Annotated in this window: 19 protein-coding genes and 1 tRNA gene; 10 read left to right on the forward strand and 10 right to left on the reverse strand. The window is 54.0% G+C overall.

All coding sequences use genetic code 11. The features are described from left to right. From J5224_RS18540 to lptF, 3 genes are all read right to left on the reverse strand, one after another. Positions 1 to 85, reverse strand: a tRNA-Leu gene (locus J5224_RS18540). 154 nt (positions 86 to 239) lie between these two features. Continuing rightward, complete coding sequence (lptG, locus tag J5224_RS18545) at positions 240 to 1,316, reverse strand: LPS export ABC transporter permease LptG (protein WP_264626761.1); 1,077 nt, start codon at positions 1,314 to 1,316, stop codon at positions 240 to 242. Continuing rightward, on the reverse strand, positions 1,316 to 2,416 hold the full coding sequence (gene lptF, locus J5224_RS18550) for an LPS export ABC transporter permease LptF (RefSeq protein WP_264626762.1): 1,101 nt from the start codon (positions 2,414 to 2,416) through the stop codon (positions 1,316 to 1,318). The genes lptG and lptF overlap by 1 nt, the downstream gene beginning before the upstream one ends. Positions 2,417 to 2,697: 281 nt before the next feature. Here lptF and pepA point away from each other — a divergent pair, with 281 nt between their 5' ends. The 3 genes from pepA (at position 2,698) to J5224_RS18565 (ending at position 7,638) form a co-directional block, all read left to right on the forward strand. After that, the gene (gene pepA / locus J5224_RS18555) at positions 2,698 to 4,209 is read left to right on the forward strand and encodes a leucyl aminopeptidase (protein WP_264626763.1); all 1,512 of its coding nucleotides are present in this window, start codon (positions 2,698 to 2,700) and stop codon (positions 4,207 to 4,209) included. Positions 4,210 to 4,320: 111 nt separating this feature from the next. Next, on the forward strand, positions 4,321 to 4,770 hold the full coding sequence (locus tag J5224_RS18560) for a DNA polymerase III subunit chi (protein WP_222159278.1): 450 nt from the start codon (positions 4,321 to 4,323) through the stop codon (positions 4,768 to 4,770). Between the two features lie 12 nt (positions 4,771 to 4,782). Continuing rightward, a complete protein-coding gene (locus J5224_RS18565) occupies positions 4,783 to 7,638 on the forward strand; it encodes a valine--tRNA ligase (RefSeq protein ID WP_264626764.1) in 2,856 nt (951 codons plus the stop codon). Positions 7,639 to 7,704: 66 nt separating this feature from the next. Here the strand turns inward: J5224_RS18565 and J5224_RS18570 are convergent, their stop codons facing one another. From J5224_RS18570 to J5224_RS18585, 4 genes are all read right to left on the reverse strand, one after another. Continuing rightward, entirely contained in the window at positions 7,705 to 8,739 is a 1,035-nt protein-coding gene (locus tag J5224_RS18570) for a M48 family metallopeptidase (protein WP_264626765.1), read from the reverse strand. Positions 8,740 to 8,845: 106 nt separating this feature from the next. Continuing rightward, entirely contained in the window at positions 8,846 to 10,009 is a 1,164-nt protein-coding gene (locus J5224_RS18575) for a YjgN family protein (protein ID WP_264626766.1), read from the reverse strand. A 310-nt stretch (positions 10,010 to 10,319) separates the two neighbouring features. Continuing rightward, a complete protein-coding gene (locus J5224_RS18580; protein ID WP_264626767.1) occupies positions 10,320 to 11,936 on the reverse strand; it encodes a methyl-accepting chemotaxis protein in 1,617 nt (538 codons plus the stop codon). A gap of 84 nt (positions 11,937 to 12,020) precedes the next feature. Continuing rightward, complete coding sequence (locus J5224_RS18585; RefSeq protein ID WP_264626768.1) at positions 12,021 to 13,082, reverse strand: alpha/beta fold hydrolase; 1,062 nt, start codon at positions 13,080 to 13,082, stop codon at positions 12,021 to 12,023. Positions 13,083 to 13,460: 378 nt separating this feature from the next. Between J5224_RS18585 and J5224_RS18590 the strand changes: the two genes are divergently transcribed. After that, the gene (locus J5224_RS18590; RefSeq protein ID WP_264626769.1) at positions 13,461 to 13,964 is read left to right on the forward strand and encodes a GNAT family N-acetyltransferase; all 504 of its coding nucleotides are present in this window, start codon (positions 13,461 to 13,463) and stop codon (positions 13,962 to 13,964) included. Positions 13,965 to 14,012: 48 nt separating this feature from the next. Here the strand turns inward: J5224_RS18590 and rraB are convergent, their stop codons facing one another. Beyond that, complete coding sequence (rraB, locus tag J5224_RS18595; protein ID WP_264626770.1) at positions 14,013 to 14,447, reverse strand: ribonuclease E inhibitor RraB; 435 nt, start codon at positions 14,445 to 14,447, stop codon at positions 14,013 to 14,015. Between the two features lie 163 nt (positions 14,448 to 14,610). On the opposite strand from rraB, the gene argF reads away from it, so the two are divergent. After that, the gene (argF, locus tag J5224_RS18600; RefSeq protein WP_264626771.1) at positions 14,611 to 15,618 is read left to right on the forward strand and encodes an ornithine carbamoyltransferase; all 1,008 of its coding nucleotides are present in this window, start codon (positions 14,611 to 14,613) and stop codon (positions 15,616 to 15,618) included. A 21-nt stretch (positions 15,619 to 15,639) separates the two neighbouring features. On the opposite strand, the gene J5224_RS18605 is transcribed toward argF, so the two are convergent. Together J5224_RS18605 and J5224_RS18610 are read right to left on the reverse strand one after the other, a co-directional pair. Then, positions 15,640 to 16,647 (reverse strand): LacI family DNA-binding transcriptional regulator, encoded by a 1,008-nt coding sequence (locus J5224_RS18605; RefSeq protein ID WP_264626772.1) that lies wholly within the window; start codon positions 16,645 to 16,647, stop codon positions 15,640 to 15,642. A 241-nt stretch (positions 16,648 to 16,888) separates the two neighbouring features. Then, complete coding sequence (locus J5224_RS18610; protein WP_222159269.1) at positions 16,889 to 17,356, reverse strand: YhcH/YjgK/YiaL family protein; 468 nt, start codon at positions 17,354 to 17,356, stop codon at positions 16,889 to 16,891. Positions 17,357 to 17,816: 460 nt separating this feature from the next. Here J5224_RS18610 and pyrB point away from each other — a divergent pair, with 460 nt between their 5' ends. From pyrB to nrdG, 5 genes are all read left to right on the forward strand, one after another. Further along, on the forward strand, positions 17,817 to 18,752 hold the full coding sequence (pyrB, locus tag J5224_RS18615; protein ID WP_264626773.1) for an aspartate carbamoyltransferase: 936 nt from the start codon (positions 17,817 to 17,819) through the stop codon (positions 18,750 to 18,752). 14 nt (positions 18,753 to 18,766) lie between these two features. Beyond that, positions 18,767 to 19,231 (forward strand): aspartate carbamoyltransferase regulatory subunit, encoded by a 465-nt coding sequence (pyrI, locus tag J5224_RS18620; protein WP_264626774.1) that lies wholly within the window; start codon positions 18,767 to 18,769, stop codon positions 19,229 to 19,231. A 143-nt stretch (positions 19,232 to 19,374) separates the two neighbouring features. Further along, positions 19,375 to 19,761 (forward strand): 2-iminobutanoate/2-iminopropanoate deaminase, encoded by a 387-nt coding sequence (gene ridA / locus J5224_RS18625; RefSeq protein ID WP_222159267.1) that lies wholly within the window; start codon positions 19,375 to 19,377, stop codon positions 19,759 to 19,761. Positions 19,762 to 20,210: 449 nt separating this feature from the next. Continuing rightward, positions 20,211 to 22,349, forward strand: a complete 2,139-nt coding sequence (gene nrdD, locus J5224_RS18630) for an anaerobic ribonucleoside-triphosphate reductase (RefSeq protein WP_264626775.1) — start codon at positions 20,211 to 20,213, stop codon at positions 22,347 to 22,349. A 149-nt stretch (positions 22,350 to 22,498) separates the two neighbouring features. Next, positions 22,499 to 22,963 (forward strand): anaerobic ribonucleoside-triphosphate reductase-activating protein, encoded by a 465-nt coding sequence (nrdG, locus tag J5224_RS18635; RefSeq protein WP_264626776.1) that lies wholly within the window; start codon positions 22,499 to 22,501, stop codon positions 22,961 to 22,963. The last annotated feature ends 7 nt before the right edge of the window (positions 22,964 to 22,970 follow it).

The following is a 22,970-nucleotide window of genomic DNA, read 5'->3' on the forward strand; positions in this document are numbered from 1 at the left end:
TGGTGCCGAAGGCCGGACTCGAACCGGCACGTCTTTCAACGGTTGATTTTGAATCAACTGCGTCTACCGATTTCGCCACTTCGGCACTGAAGTAGTATGCGGAAAACGAGGTGCATTATACCGTTTGAGATTGATGACACAACACTATTCCGCACTCTGGCGCGTTGAATGCTGAAAAAAACAGCGCCAGCACACTTTTTTGCGCATTTTACCGGCACGGGGTGACGTGCCGGATGCACTCAGCGCCGTTTTAACAGCAACAGCAGGCTGATAACCATAAACAGCAGGCTCGGCACCAGCGCACCCAGCACCGGTGGTAGGCCATACACCAGGCTGAGCTGACCAAATACCTTGTCCAACACGTAGAACAGGAAGCCAAAGCTGATACCAGTGACGATACGCACGCCCGCAGGCACATTGCGTAATGGCCCAAAGATAAAGGAGAGCGCCATCAGCATCATCACTGCCACCGAAAGCGGGGCAAACGTTTTGTTCCACATGTTGAGCTTGTAACGGCCCGCTTCCTGCCCGCTCTGTTTCAGGTAGTTGATGTAGTCGTACAGGCCGCGAATCGAGAGCGCGTCCGGGTCCAACGCCACCACACCGAGTTTGTCCGGCGTCAGGGTGGTTTTCCACTCTCCGCTGATGGTCTGGCTGCCCGAAATCTGTTTGCCATCGCGCAGGTTAGATTCATCAACCTGAGAGAGTTGCCACAGCTTGGCATTATCATCAAATTCCGCAGAGGCAGCGTAACGCACGGAGAGCAGTTTCTGTTCCGGGTCGAACTGGTAGATATTCACGCCCGCCAGCTCTTTATCACCCACCACGCGCTCAATATAGATAAAGTCGTTGCCGTCTTTCGCCCACAGCCCGTTCTGGGTTGAGAGCATCGAGCCGCCGTACATCATCTGCGAGCGGTAGTTGCGCGCCATCTGTTCGCCGGCAGGTGAAATCCATTCGCCAATCGCCATGGTAAGCAACACCAACGGGATAGCGGTTTTCATCACCGCACCAGCGATCTGTAAGCGGGTAAAACCTGAGGCCTGCATCACCACCAGTTCACTGCGTGTCGCCAGCGTCCCCAGCCCCAGCAGCGCACCGAGCAGCGCCGCCATCGGGAAAAAGATTTCGATATCCTTTGGCACGCTCAGCAGGGTGTAGAAGCCCGCGCCCAACGCGGTATAGTCGCCGCGCCCTACTTTGCGCAACTGATCGACAAATTTGATGATGCCCGAGAGAGACACCAGCATGAACAACGTCATCATGATGGTGTTAAAGATAGTTTTGCCGATATAGCGATCCAGTACGCCAAACATCAGGCTGCTCCTTGTACTTTCACCCGCGCGCGCAACCGACGCAGAGGCACGCTGTCCCAGACATTGAGCAGCAGCGCAATCCCGATATAGGCCAGATTGGTCAGCCAGATCCACACCATCGGGTCAATTCTTCCCTTGCTGGCATTGGAACGCAGCGAGCTTTGTAATAGGAAGAAAATCAGATAAAGCAGCATGGCGGGCAGCATGCTCAGCACGCGCCCTTGGCGTGGGTTTACCGCACTGAGCGGCACCACAATAATCGCCATGATCAGCACCGACAGCACCAGCGTAATACGCCAATGAAACTCAGCACGCGCGGCGTTTTCATCCGACTGCCACAGTTGGCGCATCGTCATCTGTTCTACGCCGGTGTTCTGAAGCGACACGTTCTGGTGCCCGATAACCGCCTGATAGTTGGTGAAATCCGTGATGCGGAAATCCCTCAACATCGCCGTCCCTTCGTAGCGAGAGCCTTTATTGAGCGTCACCACCTGTGCACCGCTTTGGTCAACGTCCACTCGGCCACGGTCGGCAATCACCACCGAAGGACGCGCATTGCCACTCGGGCGCAACTGCGCCAGAAACACATGCTCAAACTCCTGCCCTTTGACATCGCCAACAAACAGCACGGCATTACCACCCTGCGCCGATTGAAACTGCCCTTCCACCAGCGCCGCAACGCTCGGGTTGGCCTTGGCTTCTGCCATCACCACATCCTGATGGCGCGAAGACCACGGGCTGACCCACAGGGCATTGATCATCGCCACCGCGCCGGTCATCACCGCCAGAATAAAGGCCGCCTTGAGCAGCACCGTTTTACCCAGTCCACAGGCGTACATTACGGTGATTTCGCTCTCGGTATACATGCGGCTGAACGTCATCAGCAGCCCTAAAAACAGGCTCAAGGGCAGAATGAGCTGCGCCATTTCAGGCACACCCAGTCCCAGCAGGGAGAGCACTAAGTTTGTCGGGATTTCACCATCAACCGCCGCACCCAATATCCGCACTAACTTCTGACAAAAGAAGATCAGTAACAGAATAAACAGGATGGCCAGTTGGCTCTTAAAAGTTTCCCGTACCAGATATCGAATGATGATCACGCTTAATTAAACCTGTGAAAACTTGTCTTTTTGCAGGAAAGTCGATAATTTCATCGCTAACTCGCCATTTATACGCATTTGTGGCAACCTTTGTCGCTATGATGCATTACAGCATACCGCGCGCCCGGCGTTGTATCAGAACCTGCTTATCATCACCGAAACAGATTCGCCGCGCCGTTAAGATTAACACAGGTTGGGTAAGTGTAACGGCGGGAAAGTATTACGGAGTGTCACATTCTAGCCATTGACCCCGTCTTTGTCTTTAAGATTCAGGAGAGTACATGGAGTTCAGTGTAAAAAGCGGTAGCCCGGAAAAACAACGCAGTGCCTGCATTGTCGTCGGCGTGTTTGAGCCTCGCCGCCTGTCCCCTATTGCCGAACAATTGGACAAAATCAGCGACGGTTATATCAGCGCACTCCTGCGCCGCGGCGAGTTGGAAGGCAAAGTAGGACAATCCCTGCTGTTGCACTACGTGCCGAACATTCTGTCAGAACGTATTCTGCTGATTGGCTGCGGGAAAGAGCGCGAGCTGGATGAGCGTCAATATAAGCAAATCATCCAGAAAACCATCAATGCGTTGAATGATACCGGCTCAATGGAAGCCGTTTGCTTCCTGACCGAGCTGCATGTCAAAGGGCGTAACACCTACTGGAAAGTACGTCAGGCGGTAGAGACAGCCAAAGAGACGCTCTACACCTTCGATCAGTTGAAAAGCAATAAGGTCGAACTGCGTCGCCCACTGCGCAAACTGGTGTTCAATGTGCCAACGCGCCGTGAACTCACCAGCGGCGAGCGCGCCATTCAGCACGGACTCGCCATTGCCGCAGGCATCAAAGCTGCGAAAGATCTCGGCAACATGCCGCCGAATATCTGCAATGCGGGCTATCTGGCCTCGCAGGCACGTCAACTGGCGGATACCTACAGCCCGAACATCGTGACGCGCGTGATTGGCGAACAGCAGATGAAAGAGCTGGGCATGAACGCCTATCTGGCCGTTGGGCAAGGCTCGCAAAATGAATCGCTGATGTCGGTGATTGAGTACAAAGGCGACCCGAATCCAGAAAATCGTCCTATCGTGCTGGTTGGCAAAGGCCTGACCTTTGACTCCGGCGGTATCTCGATCAAGCCTGCCGACAGCATGGATGAAATGAAATACGACATGTGCGGCGCCGCGACGGTATACGGCGTAATGCGCATGGCCGCTGAGCTGGCGCTGCCGCTGAATATTGTCGGGGTGTTGGCTGGTTGTGAAAACATGGTTGATGGACGCGCCTATCGCCCGGGCGATGTGTTAACCACCATGTCGGGTCAGACGGTTGAAGTGCTGAATACCGATGCCGAAGGCCGCTTGGTGCTGTGTGATGCGCTGACCTATGTAGAACGCTACGAGCCGGAACTGGTGATTGATATCGCCACCCTGACCGGTGCCTGCGTGATCGCGCTCGGTCATCACCTCACCGGGTTGATGTCAAACCATAACCCACTGGCGCACGAGTTGCTCGGAGCATCAGAGCAATCGGGCGATCGCGCCTGGCGCTTGCCGTTGGGCGATGAGTTTCAGGAGCAGTTGGAGTCGAACTTCGCTGATATGGCGAACATCGGCGGTCGTCCGGGCGGTGCCATTACTGCCGCATGCTTCCTGTCGCGCTTTACCCGCAAATATAACTGGGCGCACCTGGATATCGCGGGCACAGCTTGGCGTTCCGGTAAGGCCAAAGGGGCAACGGGCCGCCCGGTGGCCATGCTGTCGCAGTTCCTGCTTAATCGCGCCGGGTTAAATGACGTAGAATAAACTATGCCTGCTAACGTGCCCATGGCCATTAGCATTGATAGTCATCACCGTGGGCCGGGCTATCCCGGCCCTTATCGTCAGGCATTTCGGCCCTGATCAATAGTGTAAACAATGAAAAACGCAACGTTCTACCTTCTCGAACACAGTGACGATGTCGATGGGCTTAGCGCCTGTGAGGCGCTGGCCTGCGAGCTGGCAGCGGAACGTTGGCGCAGCGGGCAGCGTGTGCTGATCGCCTGTGAAGATGAGCAGCAAGCGTTGCGACTGGACGATGCGCTGTGGCAGCGCGACGCCAGCGCCTTTGTGCCGCATAATCTCGCGGGTGAAGGCCCGAGACAGGGTGCTCCCGTCGAGCTGGCCTGGCCTCAACGCCGCGGCAGCACCTCGCGCGATGTGCTGATAAGCCTCCTGCCGCAGTTCGCAGATTTTGCCACCGCTTTCCATGAAGTGATAGACTTTGTCCCTCATGAAGAATCCCTGAAACCGTTGGCGCGCGATCGCTACAAAGCGTATCGCAGCGTCGGCTTTCAATTGACTACGGCGACGCCGCCAACGCACTGAATAGTAGACATAATGGATACCAAATATAACCCGAAAGATATCGAACAGCCGCTCTATGAGCGCTGGGAACAGCAAGGCTACTTCAAGCCAAACGGTGACACGAGCCAGGAAAGCTTCAGCATCATGATCCCGCCGCCGAACGTCACCGGCAGCTTGCATATGGGCCATGCGTTCCAGCAAACCATTATGGATACCCTGATTCGCTATCAGCGTATGCAAGGGAAAAACACGCTGTGGCAGGCAGGTACTGACCATGCGGGTATTGCCACCCAGATGGTGGTTGAGCGTAAAATCGCCGCCGAAGAGGGCAAAACGCGCCACGATTATGGCCGCGACGCCTTTATCGAAAAAATCTGGCAGTGGAAAGCAGAATCCGGCGGCACCATCACCCGTCAGATGCGTCGTCTGGGCAACTCGGTAGACTGGGAGCGCGAGCGCTTCACCATGGATGAAGGCCTGTCCAACGCGGTGAAAGAGGTGTTCGTTCGCTTGTATAAAGAAGACCTTATCTACCGTGGCAAGCGCCTGGTGAACTGGGACCCGAAACTGCGCACCGCCATCTCCGACCTGGAAGTGGAAAACCGCGAGAGCAAGGGCTCGATGTGGCACCTGCGCTACCCGCTGGCCGACGGCGCAAAAACCGCTGATGGCAAAGACTATCTGGTAGTCGCCACCACCCGCCCGGAAACGGTGCTGGGCGATACCGGTGTTGCGGTCAACCCGGAAGATCCGCGCTACAAAGATCTGATCGGCAAGTTCCTGATCCTGCCGCTGGTGGATCGTCGCATTCCCATCGTCGCCGATGAACACGCCGACATGGAAAAAGGCACCGGCTGCGTGAAGATCACCCCGGCGCACGATTTTAACGACTACGAAGTCGGTAAACGTCACCAGTTGCCGATGATCAATATCCTGACATTCGATGGCGACATCCGTCAGGAAGCTGAAGTGTTTGATACCAACGGCGAAGCCAGCACGGTATACAGCAACGACATTCCTGAATTCCTACGCGGCGTCGAACGTTTTGCCGCGCGTAAAGCGGTAGTTGCCAAGTTCGATGAGCTGGGCGTGCTCGATGAGATCAAACCGCACGATCTGACTGTACCCTACGGCGATCGCGGCGGCGTGGTCATCGAACCGATGCTGACCGACCAGTGGTATGTGCGCGCTGGCGTACTGGCGAAACCGGCGGTGGAAGCGGTGGAAGATGGCCGTATCCAGTTTGTGCCGAAGCAGTACGAGAACATGTATTTTAGCTGGATGCGTGACATTCAGGACTGGTGCATCTCACGCCAATTATGGTGGGGTCACCGTATTCCTGCATGGTACGACAACAGCGGCAAGGTTTACGTTGGTCGTGATGAAGCGGAAGTGCGCCGCGACTATCAGCTCGCCGACACGGTTGAACTGCGCCAGGATGAAGACGTGCTGGACACCTGGTTCTCTTCCGGGCTGTGGACCTTCTCCACCCTCGGCTGGCCGGAACAGACGCCAGAGCTGAAAGCGTTCCATCCGAGCAGCGTAATGGTGAGCGGCTTCGACATCATCTTCTTCTGGATTGCGCGCATGATCATGCTGACCATGCACTTCGTGAAAGATGATGAAGGCAAGCCGCAGGTGCCATTCCATACGGTCTACATGACTGGGCTTATCCGCGATGACGAAGGGCAGAAAATGTCCAAGTCCAAAGGGAACGTGATCGATCCGCTGGACATGGTGGACGGTATCTCTTTGCCCGAACTACTGGAAAAACGCACCGGCAACATGATGCAGCCGCAGTTGGCGGAAAAAATCCGCAAGCGCACCGAGAAACAGTTCCCGAACGGCATCGAACCGCACGGTACGGATGCCCTGCGCTTCACGCTGGCGGCGCTGGCATCGACCGGTCGTGATATCAACTGGGACATGAAGCGTCTGGAAGGTTACCGCAACTTCTGTAACAAGCTGTGGAACGCCAGCCGTTTTGTGCTGATGAACACCGAAGGGCAAGACTGCGGTTTTAACGGCGGCGAGAAAGTGCTGTCGCTGGCCGATCGCTGGATTCTGGCCGAATTCAACCGCACGGTGAAAGCCTTCCGCGACGCGCTGGACGGTTACCGCTTCGATATTGCTGCCGGCATCCTGTATGAGTTCACCTGGAACCAGTTCTGCGACTGGTATCTGGAGCTGGCTAAACCGGTGATGAACGGCGGCAGCGAGGCGGAACTGCGTGGCACGCGCCACACGCTGGTTACCGTGTTGGAAGCGCTACTGCGTCTGGCGCACCCGATCATTCCGTTCATTACCGAAACCATTTGGCAGCAGGTCAAAGTACTGAAAGGCGTTACCGGCGATACCATCATGCTGCAACCGTTCCCGACCTACGATGCCGCCGCAGAAGATGCACAGGCGCTGGCCGATCTGGAATGGATCAAGCAAGCGATCACCGCGGTGCGTAATATTCGTGCCGAGATGAACATCGCGCCGGGTAAACCGCTCGATGTGCTGTTGCGTGATGCAACGCCGGAAACGCAACGTCGCGTGGAAGCGAACCGCAGCTTTATCCAAACCCTGGCACGTCTGGCAAGCGTTCAACTGCTGCCTGCTGGCGAAAAAGGCCCGGTAGCGGTCACTTCACTGCTGGAAGGCGCGGAATTGCTGATCCCGATGCTGGATCTGGTCGACAAAGACGCAGAACTGGAGCGTTTGGCGAAAGAAGTTGCCAAGGTTGAAGCGGAAATCGGCCGCATCGACAGCAAGCTCTCCAATGAAGGCTTTGTGGCGCGCGCACCGGAAGCGGTTATTGCCAAAGAGCGTGAAAAACGTGACGGCTATGCGGTAGCGAAGGCCAAACTGTTGGAACAGCAGGCCACCATTGCCGCGCTGTAATCGATAATTATCTGGTGCCAATAAAAAGCCCGGACTGCTAAGTCCGGGCTTTTTTTATGAAATGAACTACTTTTCTTGTGCCTTGATGGCATCAAGACGCTGTTGCATGTCGGGATGGGTACTGAGCCAATCCGGCATAACGCGCCCCATGTGATGCTCTTTTTCCGAGGCCGCCATCAATTGCTGGTAGATGTCCTGCATCGCCTGAAGCGAACGCCCCTGCCGCTGCATTTCCGCTATCGCCCACGCATCCGCCTCACGTTCCATGTCACGGGAGAATTGCAGTTCATTCACGAAGGCGGCGGACTGTAGCAGCGTATCCCCCACGCCGCTGACATCACCGGTGATCCACATAAACGTCAATGACACCAATGAGGAACGCACCAGCATGCGCATCGGGTGGCGGTAGGCGTGGTGACCCATTTCATGCAGCATCACAGCAACCAGCCCATCATCGTGGCGCGACAGCTTAACCAACTCATCGCTGACGATCAGCGTGCCATCTGCCAGCATAAACGCATTTGGGCCAATGCTCGGCGCACTCATCAGGCGCAGGCGCAACGGGGTGCGCTCTTGACGCATTGCCGGCGGTTGCGCTTGCTCAAACAGCCGTTGTAGCGCCTGCTGGCGCGCTTCAGGCAGGGTTGAAGGCGTTAGCTCGGTGCGCTCCAGCAAAGCAAGCGTATGCGCTCCTAGTTGCTGCTCCACGGCGGTGGGAATATGCAACGCAACGGTGGTACTCAGCCAGGGGAGCACCACATACACATAGCTCAGCGCCACCAGCACCGTCGCCAACAGGGCAAACAGCGCACCCCGTTTGTACTTCTCTAGCCGGTACACCAGGCCGGGAGATTTATGCTGTGCCACCCAGGCACGAAACACCGCATCATCAACAGGGCGAAAGCGCCCGCCATCCGGGAAGGTCAACGTTAACGGTATCGACCCTAACGCCTGCGAGACCTCTACATGCTCCAGCATAAACGCCTGTGAACCCGCGTCGGGGCGCGCCAGCACCAAAGAGGCGTCCAGCTCGCCAAGCGTTAAGCGTGCCGCCTCCTGTGCGGCACGCCCCGGATACTGATAGTATCCCTCAATAATCATCAGGCCGCCTTAGATGCCCACGTTAAGATCCAGCGCGCTGATGGCCTCTTCCGCCACCGCCGAACGCGCGGTATCACTGTGCGCCTGCACGTTCAGCAGAGAAAGATCACCGCTCACTTGCGTGGCACTCCGCCACCGCCGAACGCGCGGTATCACTGTGCGCCTGCACGTTCAGCAGAGAAAGATCACCGCTCACTTGCGTGGCACTCGCCATAAAGCGCGCATAGCGCACCTGTGCTACCGGTACTGCCAGCCCAAAAGAAAATAGCGTAATTAACGTATTGGTGAATAACAGCATCAGGTAAGCACCCAATTTCATCGTGGAGTGTACCTGTACATTGTCACTGAGCGTGGTATTGCCAAAAATATAGTTGCGTTCCGCCACCACGATATAGCATTTGGCAACCAAACCGCCAATAATCAACGACACATACGCCGCAATCAGTTTGAAGATGCCTTCATAGGGCGACGTGTAGTCCACGCGATGGGTGATATGCCCACCCGTTTGTACATATTCCATGGCGGAAAGCAGTACAGCCCCTGAAAACCACAGCGTCCATATCAGAAAAGGAAGAAAAGCCAACAGGCTGCAAAAAGCAATTTTAATAAATGCCGCTTTACTGATTGCGGCATTAAATGCGGCGGTGCCAAACCGCAGGTTATTCACATAAAGATCGGCAATCATATATTTCATCACCCCGCCCAACGCAATCAACGCGGGGATGTAAAGCAGTGCAGCCACAATTAGCGGTATCGGATTGCTGATAAAAGAAGAAAAACTGCCGACAGTGGTCATTAACAGCACCAGTACCGCGACCATTAAGAGTGGAACCGCCAAAAACGTCCAATAGCCACTTTTCACGCTGCCCAAATAGTTAAAACACACGCCACGATAGCTGGTCATAATGGCGTTATAGCGCCAGTTACGAATAATCAGCATCGGCAGCAGCGCGGTAAACACCAGCAATACCGCCAATCCCACCAAAGGTGTAAACAGCAGCAAAATATACAGCAGTGCCAGCGCGCCAATCACGATAATGCGCCCTTTCAGGATCTGGATAGGCTCGGCGTGATAATCAAAACGATCGCCATTAATCTCGGTATTGCCATAAAAATAACGACGGGTGCGCACCGTTGCCCAGGCAGAATAAATACCCAAGGTGATCGTGGTTAATAGCGCATTGACCAGCCAGATTAAAAAATACTCTCCCGATTTCCCATGAAAAACCACGGTATGTTTGCCGTTCCCTTGCGAGATATTGTCACTCATAACACTTTCATCCTAAAAGAAGTGGAACAATCCAAAAACTTAAAATAAGTCAAATTTATTGATGCGATATAATAAAAACACCTGATTTGAACACGCAGAATAGAAAAAATAAACTTTTTTTTACATTTGATAAATGCATCTATATAAAGATGAATGATGCACTGCGATAAATCTGATAATTTTGGAAAAGAGGAAATATTATCGCACCGAAAAATACATGCGCCGGATAGGGTTATTTCGTTAGCAGGGTAAATATTGTATATTGATTAAAAACAGGCTCCGTCGATACAGAGCCTGTGTGATTTACCGATTAACGCACGCCCACCAGTGCCACAGGCGATACCGCAGGGAACAACCCATTCTCGGACACATGCCCATCATCCAGTTGAAAACTGGCGATAGCGTGCTGCAAATGAGAAACCTGCTCTTGTAACGACCCTGCCGCGGTTGCCACTTCAGCCACCAGCCCGGCGTTCTGCTGCGTCACGCCATCCATCTGATTAATGGCGATATTGATTTGCGAAATCCCTCGGCTCTGCTCACCGGATGCCATCATGATTTCATCCATGATGTCCGCCACTTTCCTGACGTCATCCAGCACTTCATTCATGGTTTTCCCCGCCACTTCCACCAGGCCAGCGCCTTGCTGAATGCTGGTCAGCGAGTTATCAATCATTGAGCCAATTTCTTTGGCTGCCGTGGCGCTGCGCTGCGCCAGCGTGCGCACTTCGGTAGCCACCACCGCGAACCCTTTGCCCTGCTCTCCGGCACGTGCAGCTTCCACGGCGGCATTGAGCGCAAGCAGGTTGGTTTGGAATGCAATGCCGTCGATAACCCCAACAATATCGGAGATCTTGGCAGAACTGCGCTGAATGGTACGCATAGTATCCACCACTTCAGAGACCACACCGCCGCCACGCGCCGCCGAGGCCGAGGCCTGTTGCGCCAAATCGTTAGCCTTGCGGGTGTTATCTTCGTTGTTGCTGACCGTGGAGAGGATCTGTTCCATGCTTGACGCCGTTTCATCCAGCGATGCGGCCTGCTGCTCTGTACGGCTGGAGAGATCGATATTTCCGGACGCAATTTCGCCCACGCCAATCCCGATTGCGTCAGTGCCGTTACGCACAACCCGCACCATATTTTCCAACCCGTCACGCATACGCTGCGCAGCACCAAACAGCTGGGCTATTTCATTTTTACCCTGCATGTGAAAACGAGCACGCAGATCGCCTTGTGCAATGCGATCGAACACGCCAATCGCCTGATTCAATGGCTTGACGACCAGATGCGTCATCACCAGCCAGGAGAGCAGCGCCAATACCAGCGCCAGCGCAATCGCCACCGTCAGCATAATCTCCATGCGATTAATGCTGTCGTTGGAAGCGGCGTAGGCATCGTCGATATTCTGCCGTTTGAACTGCACCAGTTTCTTGGACGCAGCATCAAAATCAGCATAGAGCACCGTGGATTTCCCCGCGCGCTGGCGATATTCATCCAGATTTCCGGCTTCCAGCGCAGCAAGCGCCGGGGTGATAAAGGTGGTCATCAAGGTTTCACGCTTGCTGGCCATCTCGGCGGAAATCGCTTTCTCTTGTTCCGCCTGCGGATAGGTCAAATACTCCCGCCATTTTTCACTGGCACCGTCGATTTTCCCTTTGGCGCGTTTCAATGCCACGGTTGCTGCGTCCTGAGAGCCGTTGCTCATCAGCGATTCATACAAGCGCAGATCGAGACGCGCGCGCAGCAGTAATTCCGAACTTTCGTTCAAAGCAACCAGGCCGGGCAGCACTTCTTTATCCACTCTGGCGAAGGAGTGATTCCCTGATTGGGCAGCAAACAGCCCCAGCATTCCGACAAACAGCAGCAGCGCTGTCAACGATAAGACCATGATGCTGAGCGTCGTGCGGATCTTTATCTTACGAAACATACATCGTCCCTAGTGATGGATCATCAAGAGCAAGCCGGGCAGGCACTTGATCGTGAATGCGCCAGCCCGGAAGAAAAACCGCCGTTATTGATGGGAGGGGGCTTTCGCCAGGAATTCACCCAACGCAGTGCGATAGAAGCGGGCGGACATCATGGTTCCGTGGCCACTGGTTTCCGCACTTGCTGGAATCAAGAACAGCGATGCCTGTTTGACCTGCTTCAGCGCCGGTTCCAGCGAGCCTATTTCCACCGGATTACGCTCATCATCCGCAGAGTTGATGACCAGCATCGGGGCCTTGATGCGTTCCAAACCCGGCATCGCGTTGTAATCCGCAGAGGAGTTCCAGATATAGATAAAGTCATTAGCATCACTGGTCACTGGGGCCGCCAGTCGAGCATCCACCAGCTTATCCGCCTGCTCACGCGTCGGTGCTTTACTTTGGTAAGCGAGCGTGCCGCCCGTTGTGGCGATGCTGAACATGATATTGGCAGTCTGCAATGCCGGTGGCTGAGTCTGATAATCGCCGTTTTTCCAGGCTGGATCGCGTTTGATGGATTCAATCAGCATGCGGCGCAGCATCCAGTTACGCCCTGAAAGCGCATTGGGTTGTGAGGCCATCGGCACCAACGCATCCATCATGTCCGGGTACTTTTGCCCCCATAGCCATGTATGCATACCGCCCATGGAGTAGCCCATAACCAGACGCAAATGTTTGATACCCAATGCTTCCGTCACCAGCCGATACTGTGCCAGCACCATATCATCGTAGTTATATTGCGGGAATTGCGTGCGCAAACCGTCGGAGGGTTTGGAAGATTTTCCCGATCCGATACTTTCGGGAATGATAATAAAGTGTTTCGTCACATCCAGCGGTTGGCCTGGCCCAAACAGCTCACCACCAAATCCGTCCGCCAGCAGTGCGCTCACCGGTTGGTTGGTGCCGTGCAGCAGCAGCACCGCAGGCTTACTGCGATCACCCAACGTGTAATAGTGCAGGCGGAGGTCGTTACGCGTTTCACCGGTGTGAAAACGAAACTCAGCAGGCCACCAGTTGCCCTCCTGAGGCTGCAAGGATTGTGCGTGAGCGAGGGGAGATAAAAACAGTAAAAACAGGCTAATCCAGCCAGACAACATGCGATGGGCCATACTACTCGTCATCCATAAGGGTAAATGGATTTCAATAATAATGTGTCCTAGGTCACATCCCAATATGGATTGCAGACTAACCATTAAATAACAATAATATATTGTCATAAGGTAAATTTCTGGCGCATCCTACACAATTGGCTAATAATCATCACGTTATGATTAAACAACGTGCAAAATGACCATATCCGTACAATAACTGTGTCTAATTCATTAGACAAGAAAAAATGAGCGGACAAAAAATCAACATAAGGGATTGGATGGTGGTGAGGCTGCGCGGGGCCAACGCCTGTTAATCCGGTATTGCACAAAAACCCCGTTCAATGCTATTACAGCGTAAGAAAATGTAATTAGCCCCTATCAGTAAGAGTAAGCATCATGACAATCGCCCTTTCCCTTTCTTTGCGGATGCGCCCCATTACCGCACAGGACAACGCTGCCATTGCGGCAGTGATCCGCCGTGTGTCTGCGGAATTTGGCCTGACGGCAGATAAGGGATATACCGTTTCTGACCCCAACCTGGATAACCTGTTTCAGTTGTATAATCAGCCGAATAGCGCTTATTGGGTCATTGAATACGACGGCGAAGTGGTCGGCGGCGGCGGTATCGCGCCCTTGCAGGACGGAGAGGCTGACGTGTGTGAACTGCAAAAGATGTACTTTTTACCGGTATTACGCGGCAAGGGACTCGCGCGCCAACTGGCGCTGCAAGCGCTCGATTTCGCTCGCCAGAAGGGATTCCGGCGCTGTTATCTGGAAACCACCAGCACATTGACACAGGCGATTGTGCTGTATCGCAAACTGGGGTTTGAACACATCCCGCACGCGATGGGCAACACCGGCCATGGTGACTGTGAAGTCACCATGCTCAAGCACCTGTAAAACGGCATGCCGAATATCCCTTCGGCATGCCCGTGATGCCCAGAGGGATTAATGACGTTTGCCGTCATCGTCCTCATCATAAAAATCGTCGTCTTCGCCTTCTTCACCCTCTTCGCCGTCTTCACCATCCGGATCTTCGAAGTAGGTGCCCCACCCGTCGTAATTAACATTGTGGTGGGCAGCCAGCGCCATTAACTGCTCGACCTGCTCATCGATAAGCTCGGCGTTGAGCGCCACTTCACTAATGGCATCGCAGCACATCAGCAGTTTGCCCTCTTCCACTTCCAGCTCTTCCGCATCCGTCACTTCGTAGCCCATTTTAAAGGCATCAACAGCGACCTTTTCCAACGCGTCGAAGTTTTCCGCCGAAAAGTGGTGTTCGATAGTGTACAGCGCATCCGGATCGCTGCCATCATCCAGCAGTTCTTCGATGATCAGGCGCGTTTCTTCCCGTTGTTCGTCCAATAAATCGCGGTTTGCCATGTGTCTGTCCCCCGTTAATCTCTACGTTATTACCGTATTCTCCCACACCCCCGACGCCCTCTCCACCATAAAGTTTGACGCCGCCCCTTGAAATTGAATAATTACACATATAAAGTGAATTTTAATTCAACCAACAGCGTTGAGCCACATGGAGATAACTACAATGAACTCGTTTCACCAGCGTCACTTCTTAAGATTAATGGATTTTTCCCCGGCTGAGATCGGTACACTGTTAACCTTATCTGCCCAACTGAAAGCCGACAAAAAGAACGGCACCGAAAAACGCCACCTGCAAAATAAAAATATCGCACTCATCTTCGAAAAAGATTCGACCCGTACTCGTTGCTCTTTCGAAGTTGCTGCATACGATCAGGGAGCGCGCGTCACGTATCTCGGCCCGAGCGGCAGCCAGATCGGCCATAAAGAGTCGATGAAGGATACCGCCCGCGTACTGGGCAGAATTTATGATGGCATTCAATACCGTGGTTACGGCCAGGCGTTGGTGGAAACGCTGGCGGAGCACGCCGGTGTACCGGTATGGAATGGGCTGACCAACGAGTTCCACCCCACACAGTTGCTGGCGGATTTGCTGACCATGCAAGAGCACCTGCCTGAGCGCGCGTTGCGCGACATGACGCTGGTCTACGCAGGCGATGCGCGTAACAACATGGGTAATACCATGCTGGAAGCCGCTGCCTTGACCGGTTTGGATCTGCGGCTGGTCGCCCCCAAGGGCTGCTGGCCCGATGCCAACCTGGTGGCCGAATGCCGCGCTGCTGCCGAGCTGACAGGTGGAAAAATCACGCTGACGGAAGATATCGCCGCAGGCGTGGCCGGTGCGGATTTCATCTACACCGATGTGTGGGTTTCCATGGGAGAAGCCAAAGAGGTGTGGCAGGAGCGGATTGCGCTGTTAAAACCCTATCAGGTCAATATGGCAATGCTCGCCGCCACCGGTAACCCGCAGGTGAAATTTCTGCACTGCCTGCCCGCGTTCCATGACGATCAAACCACTATCGGCAAGCAGATGGCCGAGCAGTACGGTTTGCACGGCGGCATGGAAGTCACCGATGAGGTGTTTGAATCGGCGCACAGCATTGTGTTCGATCAAGCAGAAAACCGCATGCACACCATTAAAGCGGTGATGGTTGCCACGCTCGGTCAGGAATAAGGGCTCTACTCCGCGCCATGCTCAGCGCCTGGCGACGGAGTCTCGGATAACCAAACGTCCTTGATGTTGGCAAGGCGGTGTCGGCATGGCATCGCCTTGTGACGCCGCCACCAGACGGCCTATCGCATCCTGAATCATGGCAGCAATCGGCACATGCACCGTCGTTAAGGCGGGAGAAAAGTAGCGCCCAATCAGCATGTCATCGAACCCCGCTAACGACATATCCTGCGGCACCCGCATTCCGGCATCGAGAAACACCTTCGCCGCGCCAATCGCCATATCATCGTTGGCCGCCAGCACGCAGGTAACATCCACATTACGCGCCAGCAGCGTTTGGGCGGCGCGATAGCCGCTCTCCGGCGTCCAGTCACCTTCCAAACGTAACGCCTCATCATGTTCAATGCCAGCGGCTTTCAGCGTATCAAGGAAGCCAGCAAGCCGCTGTTCACCAGACGGGGAGCCGGGCAACCCAGCAATAAAAGCGATGCGCGTATGCCCTTGATCGAGCAGATACTGCGTCATCAGCTGACTGCTATGGTAATGCTCGATATAGACCGCGTGATGTTGGTGATGGGGCAGCTTACGGTTAATCACGATGATCGGCGTCTCGTGCTGCTCGATCAACGTTTCCAACGCCTCTGCCGATAAGAATTTGGGGTACACAATAATGGCTTCGCAACGCAGTGCCAGCAACATACCGATGGCATTGCGCTCATCCTGCGCACTGTTTTTACCATCCGCCAGAATCAATTGGCGCTGATGCTTTTCACTGCATGACGCCGCCTGATAGGTCATTTCCGAAAAAAACGGTCCCTGATACAGAGAGTTGGTGATCACCAAGCCAATCGAATTGGTTTTGCGGGTGGCTAACTGGCGGGCCAGCAGGTTTGGACTGAACCCCGTTTCCTCAATGGCGCGAAACACGCGCTGCCGCATATCTTCACGTACCACATTTTTACTGTTGAGCACGCGAGATACCGTCGCTTTGGAAACGCCCGCCTTTTTCGCCACATCCTGTATCGTAACCATTTTTACTCCTTCCTTAGGGCGCGCACAGTCACGGCGAAGCCATCATCAACTGTCGGCGAGGAGGCAGCACAACCCCACTCACCATCATTACGCGATAAGCACAAACCGCTGCACCGCTGAACGGGACGATATTATTATCTGTATAGATGATTATGGATGAACATATGAAGGGGGATCAATTATCCCAATGACGTACCGTGCGCGACACCAAATGTCCTCGGCGTCACGCACGGTAGCAAGATTACAGCACCAGTGAAGCGTCGATCTTCACGACGGCTTTACGCACGCGTGCAGGTTCACCCACAGCACACAGCGGTTTGTGCACTTCGCCCGGGAAGAAGACAACAAAATCACCCGGTTGCATGACAAAGGTTTTTTCCTGCTCACCGGCAGACAAAAATGCGATGTCTTTATCCGCCAACCAGTCTGTGTCAGGCGTACCCGCAGGCAGGTTGCTGAAGGTCATGCCTTCAACGCCATTGAGCACAATCTGGATATCCAGATATTTGGCATGGTATTCAGCGCGACGCTGTTCAAACGCTTCAGTGCTGTCATTGGAAACCAGCACAAATACGTTGTTACCATCGACATCGTGCTTGCCCAGCGGGGTATCGGCCGTAATGTTGGCTTTTACGTACTCGATCGCTTCGCGCAGTTTGGCAGGCAGATAAGGAACCAATTCAAGCTGGTGGATATTCCCGGTGATCATAGTAAGTCCTCTCGTGAAAAGTAAAACGTCGTTTTAGCGAACTTTATACTCCGCCATAGGCATTCTCGCTAGTCTACAGTGGCAAAAGTGCTACCTATCCCCTTTATTTTCATGGGTCGAACGCGTAAGGTTTTCTCTAAGCAACCGATTGCCAACCACTAAAAATGCGATTATTGCGCATAAATTAGCGCTTGAAATAGCAAATCGCGCGCGTATAATGCGCCACAATTTGCCAGGAGGAACCATGTGCGCTTGCATCACCACATGCTGTATTTATCACGCTGCTGACCCCTTTTTTCGTCAGCGCGTCGCCTCTTTTCCGGCAATCACCGATCGTTTAAAAAAAGCCCCTCATTGAAGGGGCTTTTTTTTGCCTGTTATACCGGGCGAACTTCGTCGACCGACAGCGGCTGGACGAGAGAAAAATGTTTCAGGGCTAACCGTTAGGAGAAAAGCAAACATGGTCAATCCGCTTTATCAAAAACACATCATCTCGATTAACGACCTCACCCGAGAAGATTTGGAACTGGCGTTGCAGGTGGCCGCCAGCTTGAAGGCCAAACCGCAGCCAGAGTTGTTAAAACATAAAGTGATCGCCAGCTGTTTCTTTGAAGCCTCGACGCGCACCCGTCTCTCTTTTGAAACCGCAATGCACCGTCTGGGCGCTTCCGTGGTCGGTTTTGCTGACAGTAACAACACGTCGCTCGGCAAAAAGGGCGAGACGCTGGCGGATACCATCTCGGTTATCGGCCACTATGTAGATGCCATCGTGATGCGCCACCCGCAGGAAGGCGCCGCGCGTCTTGCCACCGAGTTTTCCGGCGGCATCCCGGTGCTCAACGCCGGAGACGGGGCTAACCAGCACCCGACGCAAACCCTGCTCGACCTGTTCACCATTCAGGAAACCCAGGGACGTTTGAATAACATCAATATCGCCATGGTCGGTGACCTGAAATATGGACGAACCGTGCATTCCCTGACGCAGGCGCTGGCGAAATTCGACGGCAACCGCTTCTACTTTATCGCCCCCGACGCGCTGGCAATGCCGGATTATATTCTGGCGATGCTGGAAGAGAAGAACATCACCTATAGCCTGCACACCAGCATTGAAGAGGTGGTGTCAGAGCTGGATATTCTGTACATGACGCGCGTACAGAAAGAGCGGCTTGACCCGTCCGAATACATCAATATCAAATCGCAGTTTGTGCTGCGCGCCGCCGATCTGAACGCTGCTCGCGACAACCTGAAAGTGCTGCACCCGCTGCCGCGCGTGGATGAGATAACGACGGATGTCGATAGCACGCCTTACGCCTATTACTTCCAACAGGCAGGTAACGGCATCTTTGCACGTCAGGCGCTGCTGGCGCTGGTATTAAATCGCGAACTGGTTCTGTGAGAGGGGAAAGCATCATGACTCAGGATAACAAATTACAGGTTGAAGCCATCAAACGCGGCACCGTTATCGACCATATCCCAGCGCAGGTTGGCTTCAAGCTGCTGACGCTGTTCAAGCTGACCGCCACCGACCAGCGTATCACCATCGGGCTGAACCTGCCTTCCAATCATCTGGGGCGCAAGGATCTGATCAAGATAGAAAACATCTTCCTGACAGAGCAGCAGGCTAACCAGTTGGCGATCTACGCCCCGCAGGCCACCGTAAACCAGATTGATGACTACGCGGTGGTACGCAAGCTGGTTCCCACCCTGCCGGAACGTATTGAAGGCGTGTTGACCTGCCCAAACAGCAACTGCATCAGCCGCAGTGAGCCCGTCACCTCGTCGTTCAGCGTCAAGCAGCGCGATGGCGATGCGCACCTCAAGTGCAAATACTGTGAGAAAGAGTTTGAACGTCAGGCCGTACTGGCTGACCGCTAAGCCACTGAGCGACCTATGCAGGGTCATCAATGCCATTGCCTGCGCCGCGCTTTTCTGAATAATGGTAAGTTGTATCCCGCCCGGCACAGGCCCGGCGGGAATTGTCCCTTCGAAAATAGCCACGTCGAAATCCAGGAGAAGCCATGTCACGTAGCATCAGCACGGAACACGCCCCAGCCGCTATCGGCCCTTATGTACAAGGTGTCGATCTGGGCAGCATGATCATCACTTCCGGTCAGATCCCGGTAAACCCAAAAAGCGGCCTGATTGCCGAGGACATCGTCGCCCAAACGCGCCAGTCTCTTGAAAACGTGCAGGCCATTGTGGAAGCGGCAGGCCTGAAAGTCGCCGACATCGTGAAAACCACGGTTTTTGTGAAAGACCTGCAAGACTTTGCCACCGTTAACGCCACTTACGAAGCCTTCTTTACGCAGCATCAGGCTCCGTTTCCAGCGCGTTCCTGTGTGGAAGTGGCTCGTCTGCCAAAAGATGTGAAGATCGAAATCGAAGCTATCGCGGTACGCCGCTAAGCATCGATTGATGCAGCTCGGGGCGAGACCGTCGCCCCGTCAGCCTGATGACAACGTTCGTTGTTAGGTGAAGTGCGGCCCCCTCGTCGTGATCCACCGGGAAACACGGACACACCCAGCGATATAATTGCCCCGTTTATTGTTATTTCCCTACGTTTATTATGCTTTCTTGTTCGTCATTTGCCTTATGGCGCAGAGATAAAAAACTGCTAATTAAATCAATACATTATTTTTATTTCGCTCAACGCCATTGCACACCCTTTCTACGCTGCTCGACATTCTTTGTTCCAGGTCAATAAATCGCGAATTTCTTTTCACCCAAAACTACATATAGTGTCTATCATAAATACAGACACTACATGTAGTACTTATCCACAATATCATCCACAACCCCCCGCAGCCCTTGTCCGCTGCGGATTCCGCTTGTGGACAACTCTGAGGAACGAACGTTGAAACCAGTAGTGATTAAACGGGACGGTTGCCAGGTGCCTTTTGATGAGATGCTCATCAAACAGGCGGTCGAACGTGCTGCGCATGCGGCAGGAGTTGATGATACAGATTACTGTGCAACCGTGGCCTGTGCGGTCGCTCAACAAATGCAAGGGAAAGCACGTGTGGATATCCGCGATATCCAAAACGCCGTTGAAAACCTGCTGATGTCTGGCCAGTATAAGCAGCTTGCACGTACCTATATTGAGTACCGTCACGATCGTGATGTCGCGCGCGAACAACGCGGCCGTTTGAATCAGGAAATTCGTGGTCTGGTTGAACAGAGCAACATGGCTCTGCTCAACGAGAACGCCAACAAAGACAGTAAAGTGATCCCCACCCAGCGCGACCTGCTGGCCGGTATCGTTGCCAAGCACTATGCCAAGCAACATATCCTGCCGCGCGACGTGGTGCTTGCCCATGAGCGCGGTGAAATTCACTACCACGATCTGGACTACTCCCCGTTCTTCCCGATGTTCAACTGTATGTTGATCGACCTTGAAGGCATGTTGACCAAAGGGTTCAAGATGGGTAACGCGGAGATTGAGCCGCCAAAATCTATCTCTACTGCGACAGCGGTGACGGCCCAAATCATCGCACAGGTGGCAAGCCACATCTACGGCGGCACCACCATTAACCGTATCGATGAAATTCTGGCACCGTTCGTCACCGCCAGCCATAAAAAGCATCGGGAAACCGCTGATGAGTGGCACATTCCCGATGCGGACGGCTATGCGCTGTCTCGTACCGAAAAAGAGTGCTATGACGCCTTCCAGTCGCTGGAATATGAAGTGAACACGCTGCACACCGCCAACGGTCAGACGCCGTTTGTCACCTTTGGTTTCGGCCTTGGCACCAGTTGGGAATCGCGCCTGATTCAGCAATCTATCCTGCGCAACCGCATTGCTGGTCTGGGCAAAAACCGGAAAACAGCGGTGTTCCCCAAACTGGTGTTCGCCATTCGCGACGGTGTCAATCACAAGGCGGCCGATCCGAACTATGACATCAAGCAACTGGCACTGGATTGCGCCAGCAAGCGGATGTACCCGGATATCCTCAATTACGATCAGGTGGTTAAGGTTACCGGCTCGTTTAAGACGCCCATGGGCTGCCGCAGCTTCCTTGGCGTGTATGAGGAAGAGGGCAAGCAGATCCACGATGGTCGCAACAACCTCGGGGTAATCAGCCTCAACCTGCCGCGCATCGCGCTGGAAGCGGAACATAACGAAGAGCGTTTCTGGAACCTGCTGGATAATCGTCTGCAACTGGCGAAAAAAGCGCTGATGACGCGCATCGCGCGTTTGGAAAACGTCAAAGCCCGCGTTGCGCCAATCCTGTATATGGAAGGTGCCTGCGGTGTACGCCTGAAAGCGGACGACAACGTCGCTGAGATCTTCAAAAACGGACGAGCATCGATCTCATTGGGCTATATCGGGGTTCATGAAACCATTAACGCGCTGTTCGGCAACCAGACACACGTGTTCGACAATGAGCAACTGCGTGAAAAAGCAGTCGCCATCATCGCACGCCTGAAAGCCGCGACCGATCAATGGAAAGAAGAAACCGGCTACGGTTTCAGCCTTTACAGTACGCCGAGTGAAAACTTATGTGACCGTTTCTGCCGTATCGACACCGCTGAATTCGGCGTGGTACCGGGCGTGACTGATAAGGGTTACTACACCAACAGCTTCCACCTGGACGTGGAGAAGAAGGTAAATCCTTACCAGAAAATCGACTTTGAACTGCCCTACCCGCCGCTGGCAAACGGGGGCTTCATTTGCTACGGCGAGTATCCGAACCTGCAACATAACCTCAAAGCGCTGGAAGATGTCTGGGACTACAGCTATAGCCGTGTGCCCTATTACGGCACCAATACCCCGATCGATGAGTGTTATGAGTGTGGCTTCACCGGTGAGTTTGAGTGCACCAGCAAAGGCTTCACTTGCCCGAAATGCGGCAATCACGACTCTGCTCGCGTATCTGTAACGCGTCGGGTATGTGGTTATCTGGGCAGCCCGGATGCGCGTCCGTTTAACGCCGGGAAGCAGGAAGAGGTCAAACGCCGGATCAAGCACCTCGGTAATGGTCAACTGGGCTAAACAGCCCTTATCGTGCCTGATGGTCGCAAGGATGCGGCCAGCTTTGCACGCTTACCGGCGTCAACGGACGCCGGATATCTCTGCTTTGTAACCCATTACTCAGCAAATCATTATTTATCAAACAACTGCCTAGCAAACAATGCCATACCATGAATTATCATCAGTATTACCCGGTTGACGTGGTCAACGGGCCCGGCACGCGCTGTACGCTGTTTGTTTCCGGCTGCGTGCACCAATGCCCAGGTTGCTACAACAAAAGCACCTGGCGGCTCAATTCCGGCCAGCCGTTTACTCAGACGCTGGAAGACCAGATTATTGCCGATTTGCAGGATACGCAGATTCCGCGCCAGGGCTTGACGCTCTCCGGTGGCGATCCGCTTCATCCGCAAAACGTACCGGATGTGCTGCGTTTGGTGGAGCGGATTCATGCCGAATGCCCCGGAAAAGACATCTGGATGTGGACAGGCTACCTGCTCGCTGAGCTTACTCCTGAACAACAACAGGTTGTGGCACTTATCAACGTGCTGGTAGACGGTAAATTCGTACAGGATCTCAAAGATCCTGCGTTAATCTGGCGCGGCAGCAGCAATCAGGTTGTTCATCGTCTACGATGACAGTCGC

The organism is Candidatus Symbiopectobacterium sp. NZEC135, from assembly GCF_025962695.1.